Annotated in this window: 16 protein-coding genes, 1 tRNA gene and 1 pseudogene; 7 read left to right on the forward strand and 11 right to left on the reverse strand. The window is 35.6% G+C overall.

All coding sequences use genetic code 11. From position 1 onward, the window contains the following. Nucleotides 1–5: 5 nt before the first annotated feature. Both pstC and PRO_RS09580 read right to left on the reverse strand, forming a co-directional pair. Nucleotides 6–956, reverse strand: coding sequence for a phosphate ABC transporter permease subunit PstC (gene pstC / locus PRO_RS03045; RefSeq protein ID WP_011124751.1), 951 nt, complete (start codon nucleotides 954–956; stop codon nucleotides 6–8). A gap of 202 nt (nucleotides 957–1158) precedes the next feature. After that, nucleotides 1159–1287, reverse strand: coding sequence for a hypothetical protein (locus tag PRO_RS09580; RefSeq protein WP_011124752.1), 129 nt, complete (start codon nucleotides 1285–1287; stop codon nucleotides 1159–1161). 452 nt (nucleotides 1288–1739) lie between these two features. On the opposite strand from PRO_RS09580, the gene PRO_RS03050 reads away from it, so the two are divergent. From PRO_RS03050 to PRO_RS03060, 3 genes are all read left to right on the forward strand, one after another. Beyond that, nucleotides 1740–1813: transfer RNA gene (locus PRO_RS03050), tRNA-Pro, on the forward strand. Between the two features lie 235 nt (nucleotides 1814–2048). Next, nucleotides 2049–2513: a hypothetical protein gene (locus tag PRO_RS03055; RefSeq protein ID WP_011124754.1), complete on the forward strand. Its 465-nt coding sequence runs from the start codon at nucleotides 2049–2051 to the stop codon at nucleotides 2511–2513. Nucleotides 2514–2832: 319 nt separating this feature from the next. Next, a complete protein-coding gene (locus PRO_RS03060) occupies nucleotides 2833–3141 on the forward strand; it encodes a hypothetical protein (protein ID WP_011124755.1) in 309 nt (102 codons plus the stop codon). A gap of 535 nt (nucleotides 3142–3676) precedes the next feature. On the opposite strand, the gene PRO_RS03065 is transcribed toward PRO_RS03060, so the two are convergent. Continuing rightward, nucleotides 3677–4342, reverse strand: a complete 666-nt coding sequence (locus tag PRO_RS03065; RefSeq protein WP_011124756.1) for a hypothetical protein — start codon at nucleotides 4340–4342, stop codon at nucleotides 3677–3679. 478 nt (nucleotides 4343–4820) lie between these two features. Between PRO_RS03065 and PRO_RS03070 the strand changes: the two genes are divergently transcribed. Both PRO_RS03070 and PRO_RS03075 read left to right on the forward strand, forming a co-directional pair. Then, nucleotides 4821–5381 (forward strand): hypothetical protein, encoded by a 561-nt coding sequence (locus tag PRO_RS03070; protein WP_011124758.1) that lies wholly within the window; start codon nucleotides 4821–4823, stop codon nucleotides 5379–5381. After that, nucleotides 5374–8943, forward strand: coding sequence for a TM0106 family RecB-like putative nuclease (locus PRO_RS03075; RefSeq protein WP_052039684.1), 3570 nt, complete (start codon nucleotides 5374–5376; stop codon nucleotides 8941–8943). Before PRO_RS03070 ends, PRO_RS03075 begins: the two co-directional genes overlap by 8 nt. A 338-nt stretch (nucleotides 8944–9281) precedes the next feature. Here the strand turns inward: PRO_RS03075 and PRO_RS03080 are convergent, their stop codons facing one another. Together PRO_RS03080 and PRO_RS03085 are read right to left on the reverse strand one after the other, a co-directional pair. Beyond that, nucleotides 9282–9485, reverse strand: a complete 204-nt coding sequence (locus tag PRO_RS03080) for a hypothetical protein (protein WP_011124760.1) — start codon at nucleotides 9483–9485, stop codon at nucleotides 9282–9284. Further along, nucleotides 9482–10087: a hypothetical protein gene (locus PRO_RS03085; RefSeq protein ID WP_011124761.1), complete on the reverse strand. Its 606-nt coding sequence runs from the start codon at nucleotides 10085–10087 to the stop codon at nucleotides 9482–9484. The genes PRO_RS03080 and PRO_RS03085 overlap by 4 nt, the downstream gene beginning before the upstream one ends. 217 nt (nucleotides 10088–10304) lie before the next feature. Here PRO_RS03085 and PRO_RS09295 point away from each other — a divergent pair, with 217 nt between their 5' ends. Beyond that, on the forward strand, nucleotides 10305–10457 hold the full coding sequence (locus PRO_RS09295; RefSeq protein WP_165438625.1) for a hypothetical protein: 153 nt from the start codon (nucleotides 10305–10307) through the stop codon (nucleotides 10455–10457). A 22-nt stretch (nucleotides 10458–10479) separates the two neighbouring features. Further along, on the forward strand, nucleotides 10480–10998 hold the full coding sequence (locus PRO_RS03090; RefSeq protein WP_011124762.1) for a hypothetical protein: 519 nt from the start codon (nucleotides 10480–10482) through the stop codon (nucleotides 10996–10998). Between the two features lie 257 nt (nucleotides 10999–11255). Here PRO_RS03090 and PRO_RS03095 read toward each other — a convergent pair whose 3' ends face one another. From PRO_RS03095 to PRO_RS03115, 6 genes and pseudogenes are all read right to left on the reverse strand, one after another. Continuing rightward, complete coding sequence (locus tag PRO_RS03095; RefSeq protein ID WP_011124764.1) at nucleotides 11256–12674, reverse strand: retron St85 family RNA-directed DNA polymerase; 1419 nt, start codon at nucleotides 12672–12674, stop codon at nucleotides 11256–11258. A gap of 1 nt (nucleotide 12675) precedes the next feature. Next, nucleotides 12676–14319: an SWIM zinc finger family protein gene (locus PRO_RS03100; protein ID WP_011124765.1), complete on the reverse strand. Its 1644-nt coding sequence runs from the start codon at nucleotides 14317–14319 to the stop codon at nucleotides 12676–12678. After that, complete coding sequence (locus PRO_RS03105) at nucleotides 14319–17111, reverse strand: hypothetical protein (RefSeq protein WP_011124766.1); 2793 nt, start codon at nucleotides 17109–17111, stop codon at nucleotides 14319–14321. The genes PRO_RS03100 and PRO_RS03105 overlap by 1 nt, the downstream gene beginning before the upstream one ends. Nucleotides 17112–17486: 375 nt before the next feature. Continuing rightward, on the reverse strand, nucleotides 17487–18836 hold the full coding sequence (locus PRO_RS03110; RefSeq protein WP_225866415.1) for a hypothetical protein: 1350 nt from the start codon (nucleotides 18834–18836) through the stop codon (nucleotides 17487–17489). A gap of 51 nt (nucleotides 18837–18887) precedes the next feature. Beyond that, nucleotides 18888–19061: pseudogene (locus PRO_RS09525) on the reverse strand (AbrB family transcriptional regulator); the annotation flags it as partial. A 238-nt stretch (nucleotides 19062–19299) separates the two neighbouring features. Further along, nucleotides 19300–19449: a hypothetical protein gene (locus PRO_RS03115; protein ID WP_164923212.1), complete on the reverse strand. Its 150-nt coding sequence runs from the start codon at nucleotides 19447–19449 to the stop codon at nucleotides 19300–19302. Nucleotides 19450–19621: the final 172 nt, after the last annotated feature.

The raw sequence follows: 19621 nt of genomic DNA on the forward strand, positions 1-19621 counted from the left end.
TTAGATTAATACTTAAGACTCAATCGTTTCACTACCCACTGAGCAAATATATTGACTACTAAAGTTAATAACATAAGAATAAATGCAGCATACATTAATGAAGAAACTTGACTGCCATCTGCTTCACCAAACTGATTAGCAAGCATCGCAGAAATTGTATATCCAGGTGAAAGGATTGACCAGCTAAAAGTATTAGTGTTTCCAATAATCATTGTCACAGCCATTGTCTCCCCCATTGCTCTGCCAAGCCCAAGTAAAACACCACCTGTAATACCAGATATTGCAGCGGGAAGAATCACATTGAACATTGCAGTCCATCTTGTGGCTCCAATCCCATAGGCAGCTTCTCTTAATTTCGCAGGAACTTGTTTTAGTGAGTCTCTTGAAATTGAAGTGATAATAGGGAGAATCATTACAACAAGAATTAATATTGCTGGTGCTATTCCAGGCCCTATTGGCTGAGTGCTTAGAAAAGGTATCCATCCAAACATTTTGTAGAGAAGATTGAGGAAAGGTCTTATAAAAGGTTCCATCACAAATATGGCCCAAAGGCCTAGCACTACCGAAGGTATGGCTGCTAACAGCTCTACCATTAATCCTATGAGACCCCTAATTTTTTTTGGGATTATATCTTCTGTGATGAAAATGGCTGTACCAACCCCTAAGGGGACTGCAATTATCAAAGAAGCAAATGATGTAACTAATGTTCCATAGATAGCGGTAAATGCTCCATATTCGTCAGTTACAGGATTCCAATTTGAAGTAGTTAGAAACTTCATTCCATAACTATCTATAGAATCTAGTGACTGATAAAAAATAACAACAAAAATTGCGAAAACTATAATTGCAACTATAGATGCCATTGAAAGGAAAAATAATTTAAACCCTTCATCTATAAATTTTTCTGAGACTGTTCTTTGCTTTAGCAAGAACTTGTCTTTGTCATCATCCGCCACTCTTTAAACTATTAGTAAATTCAATCTATATGCTTTTATCAAGTGCATGTTTAAGAGAGAGTTAAGAGGTTGCTTTGATCAGCATTAGCAGATAAATCATGAATTTGGTTGCCAATAGAAATATATAAGCCTCGGCAATAAATCTAGATTAGTTATTCATGAGTTCTGGCTTGATTTCTGTAGAGCTTCAAAAATATTAAATCTATGAAGAAAGCTTTGAAGTGGCTTTGTCTGCTTTGCGAATTATTTTTTGAGCTTCCTCTCTAGATAAGCAAGTCTCAGCTTTTGCTTGTAGCTTTAAAAGCTTTGCATGTTGTTTTGTTGGGTTCATTGAATCAAAAAAGATGTATTGAGTAATCTTGTTAGAGCAACTTCTTAGACTTGCAGCTAGGCCTTAAATTAAAGAGGTGTTGTCAATACATTTTAGCAAGAAACATTTAATTCTGCCTTGCATGGTGACAATTTATTTTTAGCACGCATTAGTTTGTATAGATAGAATTGGCTTTAATTACAAACTAATCAGGTTATTGATTATGTGATTAAGAATTACAGAGAAAGAAGAAGATCCTTCTTCCCAAAGGATATGGTAAAGCTAGAGGTATTTAAATCATATTAAAAGCTTAATCTAATCAAGAATGGGTAGATATGTTTGAGTGTGATCTCTCTAGAGATGATGTGAGCAGCCTTTAAGCTTTTATCGATTGCATCTGGGCTTGAGTCTTGCGCGAGAAAGAAAATCTTTGCTGCTTATTTGTTCATGCGGCTTTATTATGAATTAAATAACGGGGCGTGGCGCAGTTTGGTAGCGCGGGTGCTTTGGGAGCACTAGGTCGCAGGTTCGAATCCTGTCGCCCCGACTAGGATCTCAGCTATTGAGAAAATGGCAATCCCAAAGAAATCCCCCCAAACAAAGTTTTAAAGGGGTTAAATTTGCTTATGGATACCCTTTTCCCAATGTTGTTGCTAGTTGGTTCAACCATTTACTTGGTTTGGATGTTCCAAAAGTTTTTCAAGAAGAAAGATTCATAGCTTTTAAAACTGCCTGAAGAGTTGAACTAGATCAGCTAGAAAGGGAATAAGTGAGAATTTTTTATGTCTAGGAGGTTTGTTAATGACTTTAATGAAGCAATCAAAGGAACTGCTCCTGGCTCAACTGGAATTGCGATACTGAATGTTCTAACTGCCGTTGGTTGTGTAGTTGCTGCCCCTTTTACTTTTGGAACAAGTCTTTTTGGACTATTAGCCATCCCTGTCTACACATCTCTGAGTTCAATAGCGAATGAAACTTACAGGACAAGACGTCTTCTACAAATGGATTTAGAAATCAAGGCAGACAAAGAAGGTCTGTTCGAAATAAGACCAACTAGACCTGTTAGACGAAAGCTTTCAGGTGAAGCTTATGAGCAAGAATCTTTTGAAGATGATGACTGGGATACTGAACCAGAAGAAGAAATATTTCATGATATAGAAAATCAGGTTTCTAATGAAATTGATTCTGCAGATCAAATTTTGACAGAAGACAAAGAGAAGAAGGAAGGTAAACCTGAAGGCGATTGAAACGCTTACTACTACCTCAACAAAATTAAATCATGCCTATCAACAAACCTATTCCTGATTCTGTTATTAGCTTTTGGAAAAAGTTCTTTAAAGACCTTAAGGCGAGATTTAAAAAATCAAGTTAAAGCTGCATGAAGACTTGAGCTAGATCAGCTAGGAATAAAGCATTAGAAAAAGGCTAAATTGTTTAGAATGAAGTTATTAATCTTGAAATCAAGATCTTTTTATTACTAGGCAAGACAATTAAAAGCGATTGATATTGATTATTTGCCATTTAAGTGTGAAGTTTTCAATAACCATATTATTTTCTTAAATTAAGATGACTCAATTCTGGAGACTTTTTACATCTGATTACGTTCAAGATTTTGTCGACTCCAAGCCAATACCTACAAAAGATGAAATAGCAGAAACCTATACAAGTCAGTTTAACAAGGTCTTAAATCCTCATAAGCAGAAGGTAGCCAACTTCTTTCAAAAGCTCCCTTCATTCAAGCAATTTATAGCAATAGTAAAAGACCCTACACTTCTCCAAGTCAAAAAGACTCCAGTGAGTAGCCCTGTTAATGACAAAACGCCATTAACTCAGCCTGTATATTCTGATCAAGGTATTGACTTGGCTTTTGCTTAATTCCCTTATCTTTATTCGTCTTACTAAAATTCTTTGAGACTGATTAAAGCTTAACAGCCTTAAATAAAAGTCCTTTTAATTAAGGCTCCAATTCTCCATCAGCTATATCCGCCTTGGCGTACCGGTGGCGGAAAGTATACGGCACTAAAACCTCGCTAACTGCTTCTGCATCGGCTTTAAGTTGTTGCCATTTCTTATTCCTTTTAAGATAGGTTCCTAAGGCCCTACCAGCACAACCTTCTGCTCCTAATGGTGGTAAGGCTTCTTTCTTGGTTAATCTCTCTTTCAGATTCCAGTTGTAGTGCTTTGCTTCTTTTAATTCACCAAAGAGTGGAAATAAAAACCTTGTGCCTGTGCGCTCTCCTTTCGTGCCTCCCTGACTCTCTTTTTTATTGTTTTCATTCTCAGATGAGAAAGGGGCGCTAGGTGGGGCGCTAAAAAGTATGTACTTGTACTAGAAGGTGCTTATTTTCTCCTTATATATAGAGAGAGATTCCTCGCTCCAATGAGTTGCCATTGCCTGAATTGCTGACCGTCAAAAAAGTGTTTCTGTATCCCAATCCACACCTTCAAAAACATATATGTAATCATTAGAATCATCAAATTCGTGTTCAAGTCTATGAAAACTAGAAGTATTGGTTAGTAAATTATTATATTTAACCACTTTAGGCTCATAAGCACTTTCACACTCTTTACATACATATTGATCCCCTTTAAATTTAACTCCTTTAATATTTTTCCAGATTTCTTTTAAGGAAAAAAGGCAAGGTTCTATTACACCTTCTTCTTCTTCTTCAAGATTTGGTTCAATATAAGATATTCCATCTTTTAGGTATTCACCTTCCTTTAGTGATAGCTTACCTTGTATTGTGGATGAAATTAGCCGGGCAATTGATTCACAATTAAGTGGTTCTAAATCTTTAATTATAAACTCATTATTTTTAAGAGTGGATTCAATTTCCTCCGTTGATGGCAAATGTGAATTAAAAGTTAGTGGTATTGGTACAGAGCGATTAACGGGACGGCATGTCGAATATTCAAGAATGCAGTATTCATTGCCATATTGTGATTCTGCAAGAGAAATAACTAGAGCTTTAAAACTAAAATGTTTATATTCATTTTCATCATCTGGATCAAAATTTTTGTCAGAGTTAATTTTTCCAATCTCTACTTTATAAATAGTGTGAATATCTAATTCCATAGAATAATTACATTTTTCATATTATAGACATAGGGACAATCGGGACATTGATATTCCATTGATTTATTCCTCGTAGGTTTTGCAAGTAGAAGCGGTTGGATGGTCGGCACACTCCTTTCCCAAAAACCTTTCCAGTATCTAGTTTGACTAGATATTCGATTGATTTAGATAGGTTCTTGGATAGTTCATCTTTCGTGAACCATTAGTTACATGGTCTTAATTGCTTGATTTGAAAAGGAATGTTTTACGTTTTAAGTGTTTAGTATTTTGAATATAAGCACTTGGAGATCTTAGCTTTTAATACTATGACTCAATACAACGTCAAAGGTCGTTATACAGACAAACAAGGCAGAACGCACAATTTTCGACTGGTTTCTGATGTTTCTGACCGTAGATTTATTGAGGATCTTGTACGTGCTCAATACCCTGCAGAGAAGGTGTACATCAATATCGTTAATCAAGATTTGAGCTAGTTGCTATGAAACAATCTAATGCTTACCCCAATAAGAAGCTTGTTGATAAAGCTGATGTAATAGCTCGCACTGTTGTGAGTCAACAATCTTTTTATCGATCTAAAGATTGTAATGAGAACCATCGCCAACTTCTAGAAACGATGATAGGCGCTGCTATTTGGTACTTGCCTCATGGTAAGGAGTTTTGGACCGGTGGTATCTCAGTTGAAGCATTAAAAAAACTTAGTGAAACTAAAAAAATCACTTCTCTTACTAAAGATCATAAATACCCTCGAAAAGTTGCAGCCGCTGAACTTTTTAAAGTCGACTGGTCAGAGATTCCAAATCATTGTGATGAAATCGTAAACCGCTATCAAAGAAAATATGGTCTCTTTAACTATGTCACACCTACTGAGAATAAGAGGCTTGTTAAATATCAAAAAGGGCATGTTTTTATCAGTCCAGAAGATTCTTATAGACAGGCTGGAATTTTACTTCAAAAAATATCTGTTGATCAATTAAATTTGATAAGGAAGGGTGATCTTCAACTTACTGAGTTGGCGATAACAAATCAGATCAATGTTTGAAGTAATGAAACGTCAAATCACACCCACTCAACTTGCATTATTTAGTAGAAGTCCAGTTATTGGTGCTTGGTGGGAAGAGTTAAATAAAATTGATCCAGAGAGTGCACCAAAACCACAGCCTGACTCATTGGATAAATTATTGATTGACTTTGGTCATGAACACGAAAAAATATTGATTAACGATTTAATAGCACAAGGATACAGAGTGAATGTGAAGTGGGTTAAAGGAAAGATGACATCACTCAATTTCCAAGAGACACTAGATGCCATGCACAACGGAGATGATTATATATATCAAGCTTGTTTGCAAAATGATGAACTTCGAGGCTCGGTTGATCTCCTTCAGCGAATTGATAAGTCTTCGAAACTAGGGCCATGGAGTTATATACCAATTGAATGCAAACTCTCTAGTCATCCTAAGCCTATTTATTTAGTCCAAGGATGCGCATATTGCGAGTTGCTTGAGCCTATCCTTGGGACACGACCTCAACATTTTAAGCTTTATTTAGGGGGAAAGAAATTTGAGAAAGGAGCAGATGGATTTTTAGTTAATGACTATTGGATGTGGTATAGACGTCTTCGTGATCGATATCGGAAGTTTCTAGACACTTTCGATTCTAATAAACAACCAGAACATGCTCCTGGTGATCATGGTCATTGGTCTTCTTTTATTGAAGAAGAATTAGTGAAGAAACGAGATTTGATCCTTGTTGCTGGTATGAGACAAAGTCAGAGGGAAAAGTTGATTAAAGCAGGTATATCCACTATTGAGCAACTTGCTAATAAAGTTGCTAATAAATCAAATACGACAACCATACCTGATTTAGATGAGAATATGTTTATTAGATTAAAGGAACAAGCTGAGATTCAGACATCTCCAATGGGAGAAGGAGGGAGACCACCTTATAAAGTTCGCCCCTTAGATGAGCAGACGAAAGGTTTAGAAATGTTGCCTGAGGGTGATACTGGAGATATTTGGTTTGATATGGAGGGATACCCAAACCCCCTTACAGGGAAGAAACTTGAATATCTTTTTGGTGCTTGTTATAAAAATAACGAAGACAAGGTCGAGTTTTTTCCTTTATGGGCCCATGATGAGATACAAGAAGAGAAAGCTTTTAATGATTTTATTGAATGGGTAAAAAATCGCCGTATAGCTTACCCCAAGCTTCATGTTTACCATTATGCAAATTATGAAAAAGCAGCTTTAGGGAATCTTGCTTTAAAGTATAAGGATCATCAACCTTTGTGGGAAGAATGGTTAAGAGAAGAACTATTTGTCGATCTCTATCCTATCGTTCGAAATGGGATACTTCTTGGGGCTCCAAGTTATTCGATTAAAAAGGTTGAAAAGCTCTATTTAGGTGATCGTAACGAAGAAATTAGTACTGCTGTTGATTCTGTTGTGCAATATGCAGAATGGTTAAAGTCCGGAGAAGCAAAATTAACGGGTGATTCAATTTCGTCAAGTGAGCGACTTCAAAACCTTCAAGATTACAACGAAAAGGATTGTGAGTCTACTAAGCAACTTCAAGATTTTCTCATTGATAGGCAGAGGGAGATGCTCATTTCTCCTCGTCTTAATAAGTTCAGTAATTTAGAGGAGGAGGTTTTAAATAAAAAGCTTAGAGATTTAGAACTAATAGCAAAGAAAATGAGAAAAGAAGTTTCAGATCCAAATAATGATCAACACCTAAAAGGATCAGATGGGTTGAGTTTTAAACATCAAAAGCTTGTCTCATATTTGATTGAGTTTCATGAAACAGAGGGGAAGGTTGAATGGTGGGAGTTCTTTAACCGGAGAGATCAAACGACTTCTGATGAGCGATATTACGATACAGAAATAATTGCTAATGCTAGAAAAATAGGCAAAAAAACAATTAAAAAAAGTGAAGGATATATTTATGAATTTAAAGCTGAACAGCCTTTAAAGCTTTCGAATAAACCTGGTCTGAATATGTCCTTTTCTTTAGCTGAATTTAGAAAGAAAAAAGAGAGACTTATTTCTAAAGATAAATTAGGTACAAATAATAATGAAGATAAAAAGAAAATATTTTCTCTTGTAGGCAACTTTTGTGAAAATGATCCAACAAAAATTGTTCTCAAAGTTGGAGCCAAGAAGAAAGAATATTTAGATGAAATGGGTTTTAAAGAACTTCCCTCGCATTGTGATTTGATTCTTTTTCCTAGGCAGATTTATCAATATATGCTTCCTGATTTAGTTAGACAAGCCAAAGCCTGGGTCGAGGTAAAGAAACCATTTTCAAAGGCAATGGTTCATTTATTAGAAAAAAGGAAAATACCTGAACTTATAAAGCTCAATCAGCAAATTTGTAATACACCAGATAAGGTAGCTACCTTATTAACTGACTTTTTATCAACAGCAAAGGGGATTGCACTTTCACTGCAAGGTCCTCCTGGAACTGGAAAAACTACTGTTACAGGAGAACTCATTGCTAGATTGGTGAAAGAAGGTAAACGAATAGCTGTTAGTTCCCAGACTCATGAGGCGATTAATAATCTACTTAAGTGTGTAGATGAAAAGGCAGAGTCATTAGCAGTAAATCCTTTTATTGTTAAAATAAGTAGTGGTACGAGTAAGAAAAGTGATAAGCGATCTCTTAAGGGGACAAAAATACAGTCAATTAGTCAGAAAGCTTTCAACTCCGAACATACTGTGCTTGGTGCCACAGTTTTTAGCTTAGTGAAGGAATGTTTTAGTGAGGAACCTTTTGATCTTTTAGTTGTTGATGAGGCTGGGCAGGTCTCTTTAAGTAATCTTTTGTTTATGAGTCAGTGTGCTCGCAATATTTTGCTTGTTGGCGATCAAAATCAATTGTCTCAACCAAATCGTGCGGCACATCCAGAAAATAGTGATTTAAGTTGCTTGGATTATATGATGGGGGATGAAAAAATAGTGCCTACTGACCGAGGTGTGTTTTTGGCTACCAGTTGGAGAATGCCTCCATCATTAACTTCAGTTGTTTCTGAGCTTTTTTATCAAGGTGAACTGCAGTCATGTATATCTAAATCAGAGAACAAGATCCTTTGGGAAGGATTACAACAAGGCTTGTCTTTTGAACCAGTGGAGCATTCTTCTAATTCAAGTGAAAGCAAGGAAGAAATTGATCGAATTGAGCAATTGGTGAATCAATTGCTTGGTTGCTCATATCAATTGGTTCAACAAAATAGCGAAGGGACATCATTACTTCAAGGCATTATTGGCCGTGATGAGATACTGATTACGGCTCCTTATAACCTTCAAGTAAATCGACTTGAGAGGCGTTTATCTAGTAAAGCTCGAATAGGAACTGTTGACCGTTTTCAAGGCCAACAAGCTCCTATATCGATTCATTCCCTTACTGCAAGTGATGCTGAAAATGCTCCTAGAGGAATTGGATTTGTTTTGGACCCAGATCGTTTAAATGTTGCAATTAGCCGAGCTCAATGTTTATCTATTGTCGTTGGCTCTCCTTCTCTGGCCACAGGGATTGCGGGTACTGTTGAAGGCGTTATGCAGTTAAACCGACTTTGCCGAATCATGGACACAGCGACCAAATAATTACAAAATCCCTAGGGCACTTTTTTTGCCTTTCCTTTTGATTTTTTATCTTACATATGCAGAGCATGTGCACAATCCTTGTGATGATAAAAGGACAGTATTCACCTACAGCAATGTGCTATTCAAAAACCTAAATAATCAAATCAGGAATTAAGAAAAGATCTTACGCCTAAAACCTTTAATCAATGTATTTCAATTGCTGATAAGGTTTGCCAAGAAACCTATGCTCTTTATAGGAAAGGATCTATCTACCCATTTGTAGTCATTAATTGTCAAAAGGATCTAAAACAATGGGTCTCATGTCGTTTTAATAAAGGGCTCAAAGGTGGATGTAGTGATTAGATTTGTTCGATAGTCTTTTCCTCTTTTTTAAATTGGGGTACCATTAATTCATCATCAAGATCAAGGTCATTAAAAATCCATTCACCTATTTCTAGAAGTAGTTCTAAACGCTCTGCTGGCTTTAGCTTTTTCATTCTTTCAAGTGAATGATTGACAACATGATTGATTGTCTTTTTTAGTTGCTTTTTTTTCTTGCTCATGGTCTTACCTCCGCTGTTGGTTGAACTTTTACTGTTGAGGTCAATTCCTCTTTAAAAATAAATTTCTCAGCACTTCCTGAAACCTGCATCCATGCAGATGCAGGAGGTTCTTCAAAGGTTGCCTTACATCGCGATGAATTTGTTCCACCTTTTTCAAAGAAGGTTTGTTCTCGTCTTGTCCAATTCAAATAACCCTTTGCTCTAAAGTTTTTTAATTCATTTGAGCACCACCATTCAGCATCTTCTCTTAGGGAAGTAAATGCTTTTGGAATTGATTTGGTTCCATACACAGCTGGTATGTAGCGAATGGTTAGATACGGATCAATATCTGTATCAGCCCATTGATTCCATTTGACTTTTTGTTCTTCAATTTCTTTGCGATGAGCCTCTTGATCTTGTGTGATGCATTTTTGCAATGCATCTTTTTGAGGATTTAATTCATTGATTAGTTTTTTAAACCAATAAGAACTTATGTCTCCATTGAGCTCAAATTGTCTTATTAGGCTTCCAATCTTTGAGATGTTTCTTGCTTGCAGGATGGAAGCAAGTTGACCGGGCTTTAGTTCCCGTTCTATGCGTAAATTCGCTAAATATCGGGACACATGCGTGCCTCGATTATGATGGATTGTCATTAAAACTGTCGGTAGCGTTCCTGCTCATCAACCCTCTTGGGTTCCAGGTTTGACCACCTTGCCTAGCAGGAACAACGGCAGGTTGGTGATTGACAATCCCCTGAAGGATTAGCGTCAATACTCGGGATGAACGGAGATAACTCCTTACAGTTAAGTTACCATAGATAATAATAAAAAGCGTTTAATTATGAGAACTTGGGATATTAGATACAAATTGACAAAAGTAGGAGGAAAATATTTTTTGAAAAGAGTTAATGCTACTTATCAGCATGAGGCGAATAAAATTCTTGACGCTGAAATGCCTGGTGCTTATCGTTGTGGATCTGCCAGCCTTGTCTGAGCTTAAAAAATAGAAGTGAATTATGAATACATTGCAAACTAAAATTTTTAATGTCATCAATGCAATTATACGCATTGATGATTTTGGTGAATATTATAAGGATCACACAATTCGATATGGGGTTTTGAATTATGTCGCCAAGTTTAGCCTTTCTAAAGACAAATACTTGATTACGGCGAAAGCCTATAGGCATTTAGAGTTAAATGGCTTTTTGAATGAGAAGGGATTGAGGCGAGGATTAAAATCTAGAAAAAATGGTTTTACATATGAACACCCAGTTCCATCAAATAGAATTTCAGCGGAGATAATAAAATATCGCTATGACGAAGATATGGTCGCAAAAATCCTTAATTGGACTGACTATATAGTTGTCCTGACAACTGATGAAAATAATTCTATTAAGGATTCGGGTTTCCAAAATAATATGCCTGAGGACTGGATCTTTTTTAAAGATAATATTTTTGAAAGATATAAGTTTTCTCCTCTCGTTGAAGATATACCTTCACAGGAAATTAACGTATATGGTCAAATTTGTAGATGACTTTAATTTTGTATTCAATTTAGTTATTTTTAGAGATGCATCTCCCCACCGCAATAATGGTTAAAGAGGAATTATTCACCACCTTTTCCCTCTGTCCGAGTGGAGGAAGTTTTTCACCTATCGAGAATTTTTTCTGTAAGTTCCAATCAATTGGATTAGCGTCTAAATCTTTAACGAAAAGAGTATGCAACTTTCTTAGCACTGTGCTTTTACCCTGTTTACCACTCTTAGAGTTTTAGAGAGGTAATCAAAATATATTATTTTGAAATCCATAAGTGTTTTGAAGACAATGTTGTAGCTAATTCTGGTGAAACCATATTGATGTAAGATAAATATCCACGAGCTACAGCAATTGCATTTTTCCCGATGTCTTTAGATACAAATTCTAGACCTTTAGTTTCACAATGATGTAGAAAGGCTCGGAACTTACGCAAATCATTTCTACTAATTCGAACATCTTTATTGACAACTAATCCTGTTACTGTTTGGCGATGAGGATGTCTCATTATATTAGTTTTATGCTTATTGATTCTAAACCCCTCGCTTGCAACGATCTTTGAAGCAGCTTTGACAAGGCGGTATGCTGGCATTTCTTCGGCATTGCTTGAGAATACAAGATCATCAGCATATCTTGAGTAAATCCATCCTATCTTTTCTGTATATTTCTGTAGGCGACGATCTAGTTTATGGGCGATTAAATTTGCCAATGCTGGAGATGTACATGCTCCTTGAGGAAGGTTGCGGGGACCTACTTTTACAAAGTGAGTTTCTCCATGATATTTTAAAATTATTCTAGGACTATCGGTACATAAAAGACTAAATACCGTAGATATTCCAGGATTATATCCTAGGGACTCAAATAGGCCTCTTATACGTATGAAGGTGATTGAAGGGAAGAAATCTTTAAGATCTAATCGTAAAACTACTTTTGAATTGGCATGTAATTTTGCATTGTCTAATATTGATTTACCAGGCCTAAAAGCTGTCGCTGCTGAGTGAATATCAAGCTTGTTTAATATAGATTCTAGAATCCATTTTTGAGCATTTCTTAAAGCTGGTTTCGGACTGGATATTAGGCGAGATCCACCTGATTTCTTTGGGATTTCGAATCTCGTATAGTGGTCAATTTTTTGAGAGTCTCTTTCATAAGTTAACCACTGTAGGCTATTTGGGGTTGTTTCTAACGTTGATGATAATTCTGCAAAGGTTGTGATCACGGGTAATCCGTTTAGCTCAAGTTTCTCTGTATTACCCCCTGTAAAATTCAGTCGATTAGATACGTCTCTACCTAGAAAAGTTGGAGACTTAATTCGCTGTTCATAAGCTAATTTTGAACGCTCTTTGCGTTGAGATTCTTTTTTTTGTTTGCGATCTTCATTTTTTTGCTTTACACGTTTAATCCTTTCGGAACGTATTTTTTCAAGAGCTACTTCAACTGAGTCAATAGATTCTATCTCTTCATTAGTTGCTCTTATGAAATTTGAAATATCAGATAACTTTGATTTTGCTTGTTCGTATTCCTCTAAAGAGATTCCACTAGCTTCTATCATTTTTGCTATTTTCTTGTTGCTCAGAAAACCCAGTCGAGACATTTCCTCAAATTCATATGCGGCTTGTCCAATTTCATCAAGTCTTTTCCGCCAATTTTGATTAATACTCCTCTCTTCCTTGCTCATTTTATGTACCCCCCATCAAGCTAAGTGCGACAATATGTCTACAAGGTCCAAATTTAAGCTTGTTGTATCGAAAATAAGAACAATCGCATTGGGCAAGTTTAACTCTATTATCTGAGTCAGTTTTGAGGGATGGGTGATTGATTTTGCCATTATAGTTTACTTTGCCATTAATACTTCTACTGTCTGTCGCGATTTCATCAGACATGATTTCAATAGCATTCTCTTTAAATATTTGAATGCCTTTTCTTTCTTCGGTTCCAGTTTCATTAGTTGATTTGAGGTTGAGATTAGGAAATAGTTGCCTCCAGCGATAAATCCCTGGATCAGGGTCGAACATCGCAGAGCCAGCTAAGCATAAGCGCTGTAAAATACGTCTTGACTCAATTGGACTGGAATTCAATGAATTAGATAGATCATCTACCGATAAAGATCCCTGAGCCTTTAAAAGATCTGCCGCTTTTGAAATCGTTTCAATTGGAGCATCAGATGCAGGGACGATAGCGGAAAAACGTGCTCGCCCAGCCCAGTCTTGTGATGTCCATCCAGAAAGACCAATTGTTAATGTTATTTCATCTATTTCTAAACTCCAAAATGAAGGCATCCCTGAGTCAATTAGTCTGACATTTACTTTAGGTTTCAATGGCAATAAATCTTTTATAACTCTAAGTCTTCTTCTCCCCCAAACTTTTATTTTTTTGTTTTCTGTACCCTCATATGGGATATCTGAAACCGTAAAAACATCATTCCATGGTTCTACTATGATTTGAGGTGGTTCGCCAGCAACGAGATCAAAGATCAAGGATCTTGGCCCATGCTTTTCTCGTTCTGAATCCAATCTTGCTATAACATCTGCGAGAGCTGAAGATGAGAGATTAATTTGGATTGGTGCTAGAGATAGAGATGCTTGTACTTCAACTAAACCTTTGACCCAAGATTCCGGTAAGTCTATTTTCTTTTCGACTGTTGAGGAAATGCCAGTATCAATACCAACAGAATCGGAACCAACAGTTAGATGTAGTGGTCTATATGCTCTTGTACGTGCGAGTTCTTTTTCTAAAGGAATACTAAAGTCAATATTCGTAGTTCCAAGCAATGGTTTGCTTTTAGTTCGTGTGACGTGATGGGGTAAAAGTACTCTTGCATATGTTGACTCGTCTTTAGAAAATGCTTCAAAAAAAGTCGCATCAGATTGAACGCTGACTATGGGATCAAGAATTATCCATGCCTCTCGATTGTGATTGTAAAGCCACTTCCAAAAAGCTTTAGTTTCCTTGGAAACACTTTTAGCACTATGAAATTTGTTGATTATCTTTTTTATTTCAATTTTTTCTTTCTCTAAGTTTTCTTTTTTGGTCAATAAACTCGGAAGTTTTTTTGCTGCGTCTAGTTGATATTGTGGAAGTTCTTTTATGTATTCTCCTTTGACCCATTTTTGATAAGCTGAATGATCGCGTTCAATTAGATTATCTTGCATTTTTACTACTTGTCCTAATGCCAGCATTAAACGAGCAAATGAATGGCTAGGCATAATATCTGCGCTTAGAAAAACAGGTGATTGTGCAACATCTGTCCCAAACGTGATATCACTATTTTGGGATGTAGATCTAGCTACTGATTTAGTGTAGAGACCTTGATAAGTAGGCATTAGTCTGTCCTTGGTGACACATTGCTGACTTGAATATCATTAAACTCAACTCCTTGACAAGTTAGCAATGCAATTGTCTTAAGTGCCCATTCTTGGTCACGTAAATTAGAACCTTTAGCTAAATCTAGAAGTGCTTCTTTTCTTTCTGGAGTTAGCAATTCGTTGCTCATAATCTTATTGTTTGAACTTAGCCGATTTTTTATCATTTCTTTAGCACGACGATTTTTTCTTCGAGTGATTAATATACGACGATCGAATGATGCTATAGAAGAATTTTCTTCCCATTTATGCGTAAGTATCTCCTTAACTGCTCTGGCTTGAACTTTTGGGTCATCTGAATTAACTAAAGCTTTAGCTATAAAATTCTGATCAATACGATGATTTTCTTGCTCAAGAAGTTCAAGTCCCAGATCTCTTAATGGAGAAACCATACTGTCAATACAAGTAACAACATATTCAGTGAATTGATTTCTATCCGAAATTGACTCTAAAAAGTCTCTTACCTCCTGTAATGGTATAGGTAAGCCTAATTCTCCAATAGTTAGCCAACAGTTTTCAAATTCGTTAGAGTTAATTATTTGACTTAATACTATCTTTTGTATAGATGGGTTTGGGATAGCAACCAAGCCAATCGCGAATGTTCGATCACTTCTTATTCTGGTTGGCTTTAAATTAATATAACGAATTAAAAGTTCTTGCTGTACGGGAGTAGTTGCTTTGATTTGTTCTGGGTCTAATGAATCTCCAACTGATTTGACAAAATCCGTATCGCTCAAGAGCACATCTTTAAGAGTATTCAAATGGTTTTGCTCAAGCTCATTCCAAGCAACAAATTTTAATTCTGAAATTTTTGAAATAAGCCAAGTTTTTTCATCATCATTAAATTTCCAAGCAGTATCAGTTAAAAGTTCTGAAATACTTTCTTGTAAATTAGTGATTCTATCTACGAAGCTTAATACAAGTTTTAATCGTACTTTAGACCATTGCTCTAGAAGTAATTCCGATTCGTCTTTGTGTTTGAGCCAATCTAATAATTGATTCTCAATATAGTTCTGGTTTGCTGCTAGTTTAAAGAATTCCCAACCTAATTGATTTATAGATTCATCACTATTCTCAAAACAAACCTTAGCCAATTTAATTAACTCTTCATTGTCATCAGAGACTGAGTCAAAAATGGTTTTGGAAATTAAACTCAAATTAGCTTCTTTGATAGAATCATTCTTAAATATACTTATATAAGAGTAGAGTAGAACAGATAAATCAATATCTTTGAAAATTCTTTTCCATTGACTTTCTGAATTATTAAAATTAAAGTATAAAGAACTTAATTCAATAGATTGACTTATTATATCTTTCGTTTCATTAGCTTTATCCCATTGATATTTATTGCAATAGTTTAATAAATATAGTTGGCTTATTTCACCCAATCGTTTATAATCTAACTGCGATAAAGTATTGTCATTATTTGCATTTGAATTGATAATTTCTCTTAATTCTGAGCCAAGAGTATAGAATTCATGCTTGCTATTATTAATTATCTGAGCAATGCCAGGAAAGAGATTGAGATCACTATTTAAAAGAAATTCATTCCATATATTTGAAGGTATTTTATTCCAAGTGCCTGGATATTTATGTATATAAGGAAGAACTATTTTTATAACTTTTTGATCTGAACTTAATAGAGCTAATTTTAGATGTGCTTCATTTAATTCTGGAATTTGTTGTCCATTTTCAAGAAGCACTTGAATGCAAAAGGTGAAAACTTCAGATGAAAATCTAATAGATTCTAGAATAGAGTAAATTTTATCAAGATTATTGTTCCATAATTCTGGATATGATTCTTTTCTAGACTCCTGTATAAATGGAATCTTTATGTATCTACTTTTTGCATCAAGGATTGAATCAGAACCAGCTAATATATATGCAGGAATATATGAATTTGATTGAATGCTTGAATCCCATTCAATTAGTATATTTTCAGCAATAGTTGTATATATATCTGGTTCTTTATTGCCAATGCTTGATAATAATCTACGCATGCGCCTAGACATATATTGACAAGTAAGTTTACTTGGTACTGGCATGAAATAATTCATCCAAGAGATATCTTCACAGTTACTAAACTCTTCAAGATATTGATTAGAATTAAAAATATCTGCGGAAGAGAAACCTTTCATTTTGGCAAGTCTCCCAAGGGCTTTCCCAAACTCAACTGGCATAAGTTTTGGATCAAGAAATTTCATTAAACATTTGAAAGGTCCCCAATAGCCAAAGATGAGTGGTGCTTCTGTTAATAGTATTTTCACTAATCGCAGCTCATTACTAGTTAAAGTTTCTGTGTTACGAACTTTTATTGATAGTTTTTGAGCAGATGCAAGTGATAGTTTTGAAATTGAGGATTCTTCTTCATTCCCATCAACAAAATTTATTATTTTTAATTCATTTAAATTGTGTTTGATTTTACTTTCTAATTCTCGTCTTTTGTCTTCTTCAATTGTATTTTCACTATAAGAGGTTAGCATCTTTTTCAGTATCCCTTTGATATCGTATGTTTCACTATTCTTGTCTTCATAAGTATTCTTCAATACATCTTTGATTTCATCAAATTCTTTTGATTCTCCCCAATATGTAAAAATTGGCTTGAAAATTTCCCCCCAATACCCTTTCTTTTCAATCAGTTGGAATAAAATACGAGATTTGTTTTTTAGGTTGCTTTGAAGAATAAAAAATTTTATATCATTTGATACTAACTGTGCTGCAAATTTTATTTCTGATGAAAACGCTTTTGCCATTTCGGGAATAAAAATGGAGGCTGTTCTACTGCCCTATCTATGATCGGTGTCGATCACTGTAGGCGTCTAGCGGCTTAGGCCGGCCTAAACTTTGAAGGACTCGTAGAGTCGTTTCAGAGAAAGGTTTAGGCCGGCCTAAGCAGCTAGATGCTGAGAGACATCGTCAGCCGATGATGGTTTTGTAGCTTAACTACTGCCTTGGCGAAACGCCAAGGTTTAATTGCTAGAACAGCCTGCCTAAAAAATCATAGGATAGAATTGTTGATTTGATAATCAAATAGCTTTAATAATGAGAAATTTTAATTTTTTAAAATTGATCTCATCTCAGATGTAGACCTTTATCTTTTAACAGATTCATTAAATTTAATTCTTTTTTCAGTTACCCCAATTGCGTAAAATGTATTTCCAGGCTCTCTGCTTGGAATCACCATCATCATTAAGTTGTGCCAGGATAGCTAATGATGCATTTTTGTTTGATCCAGCAGCTTTTCTAAGTAATGGTTTAGTTGAATTACTAAATATTACTAAAACCTCTTCAGAAACCTTTTCTCTCTTTAGCCTTTCAAGCTTTTGATTTTCATCAAGCTTTTGCCAATCGCTTGGTAATTGACGTTGTAAGATTGCTTCCGTTATTTCAGATTCACCCTCTTTCGCAAGTTGTTTAAGAACATCCTCAGGGGTATTTTCATTGGAAGCAACTGCTGCTCTTATTTGTGTATAATTCCAGCTTTTGAATTGTGCAAGTATTGTTAAAACCTCTTCAGAGACATTTTGATTATTGATTTTTTCCAATTTTTCATCTTCATCAAGTTGTCGCCAATCGACTGGTAATTGACGATTTAGAACAGCTTCTTGCACATCAGAAGCATCATCTTTCGCAAGTTGTTTAAGAACATCCTCAGGGGTATTTTCATTGGAAGCAACTGCTGCTCTTATTTGTGTATAATTCCAGCTTTTGAATTGTGCAAGTATTGTTAAAACCTCTTCAGAGACATTTTGATTATTGATTTTTTCCAATTTTTCATCTTCATCAAGTTGTCGCCAATCGACTGGTAATTGACGATTTAGAACAGCTTCTTGCACATCAGAATCATCATCTTTCGCAAGTTGCTGAATAACTTCTTCAGGTGTGTTTTCATGAAGTGCAATTGCTTTACGAATCTCCCAATTACTACTTTGTGCAAGTATTTCTAGAATATTCGTCGGAACATTGTCTTCTTTAAGCTTGTCGAGCTTTTCATCATCATCTAGCTCTCTCCATTCTTTTGGTAATTCTCTATAGGCAACTGCGTTTAGAGCAGCTTCTTGCACATCAGAATCATCATCTTTCGCAAGTTGTTTAAGAACATCCTCAGGAGTATTTTCATTGGAAGCAACTGCTGCTCTTATTCGCCAATTACTGCTTTTAGCAAATGCTTTTAAAATATCAGGACCAACATTTTCTTCTTGTAATTTTTCGATTTTTTCAGCTTCATCAAGTTGTCGCCAATCGACTGGTAATTGACGATTTAGAACAGCTTCTTGCACATCAGAATCATCATCATCACGAAGTTGTTCTATAACATCAGATGGCGTTTGTGGGTTTAATGCTATTGCTTGGCGAACTTCCCAATTCTCAGAGTCAACAAAACGACTAAATATCTCTTTTGGAAGATCTGTCTCTTTTAATTTTTCTATTGCTTCATCGTCCTCTAATGAGTCCCAATCATCTGTGGCAGCATTTATTTTTTCAACTTCCTTCTCTGGCGTAACGTTTTCACCTTTCTCCTCTGAAGAAAGGTTGACACCTTTAGCTTCTAATAGAGCTTCGTAAAACGCTGTGAAATTAAGTCTTTCTCCCCCATCTTTTTTTGTAGATACATAACCACAAGCTTTGACTAAATCACTTTTGCTTACATCCCCAAGCTCTTTGATTTTTTCTAAAAGTGTAGTCCCTTTTAAGGGCTCGATTGATTCAACTTCCTCAGAACTTTCAATTGTTTCTGGATGTTGTTCTAGTTGAGGTCCTTTAGGCATCAATAGCACCCATCCAATAGGCATTAGGGCTATTATCAATACCCAAGGACTTGCTACAATGCCAATCACCAGTAATGTCAGTGTTAGTAAGCAAGCATTGCGATATTCAGACCAGAGTCGCTTCAGCATCTAGATCACTAGTTTTCTTTAATTTAGCCTCTCACTCATTAATTCAAAAGAATCCTCTCTTCAATTTACTAGTTCTTAATCCAGCGTCTTCTCCACCACTCCAAAAGGCATCCCAAATACCATCGACCTTATTACGAAGATCGCCTGTAAGAACTGATTCTGCTGTTACCCCTGGGGCAAGTTGCTCACTCAAGGAAGTTAATTAAACCTTCTCTATAGCTTGCCTCAATTTTCACTTTTTGTGTTTTTTTATCTTTAGACCCTATACACCTCTATTTATTAATCTATGGATTTAAAGCCTTTTTAAAGCCGCATCTCTAACGTCATCATCATCGTCATTACATAAGATTCAATATCTCTGCAGA

The sequence above is a fragment of the Prochlorococcus marinus subsp. marinus str. CCMP1375 genome (genome assembly GCF_000007925.1).
Lineage (GTDB): Bacteria > Cyanobacteriota > Cyanobacteriia > PCC-6307 > Cyanobiaceae > Prochlorococcus_E > Prochlorococcus_E marinus.

Coding starts and splice junctions, on each gene's coding strand:
- PRO_RS09295 (WP_165438625.1), top strand. CDS start 10,305: ATGAGAACTTGGGATATTAGATACAAATTGACAAAAGTAGGAGGAAAA.
- PRO_RS03090 (WP_011124762.1), top strand. CDS start 10,480: ATGAATACATTGCAAACTAAAATTTTTAATGTCATCAATGCAATTATA.
- PRO_RS03060 (WP_011124755.1), top strand. CDS start 2,833: ATGACTCAATTCTGGAGACTTTTTACATCTGATTACGTTCAAGATTTT.
- PRO_RS03100 (WP_011124765.1), bottom strand. CDS start 14,319: ATGCCTACTTATCAAGGTCTCTACACTAAATCAGTAGCTAGATCTACA.
- PRO_RS09580 (WP_011124752.1), bottom strand. CDS start 1,287: ATGAACCCAACAAAACAACATGCAAAGCTTTTAAAGCTACAAGCAAAA.
- PRO_RS03055 (WP_011124754.1), top strand. CDS start 2,049: ATGTCTAGGAGGTTTGTTAATGACTTTAATGAAGCAATCAAAGGAACT.
- PRO_RS03065 (WP_011124756.1), bottom strand. CDS start 4,342: ATGGAATTAGATATTCACACTATTTATAAAGTAGAGATTGGAAAAATT.
- PRO_RS03070 (WP_011124758.1), top strand. CDS start 4,821: ATGAAACAATCTAATGCTTACCCCAATAAGAAGCTTGTTGATAAAGCT.
- PRO_RS03080 (WP_011124760.1), bottom strand. CDS start 9,485: ATGAGCAAGAAAAAAAAGCAACTAAAAAAGACAATCAATCATGTTGTC.
- PRO_RS03095 (WP_011124764.1), bottom strand. CDS start 12,674: ATGAGCAAGGAAGAGAGGAGTATTAATCAAAATTGGCGGAAAAGACTT.
- PRO_RS03105 (WP_011124766.1), bottom strand. CDS start 17,111: ATGGCAAAAGCGTTTTCATCAGAAATAAAATTTGCAGCACAGTTAGTA.
- PRO_RS03075 (WP_052039684.1), top strand. CDS start 5,374: ATGTTTGAAGTAATGAAACGTCAAATCACACCCACTCAACTTGCATTA.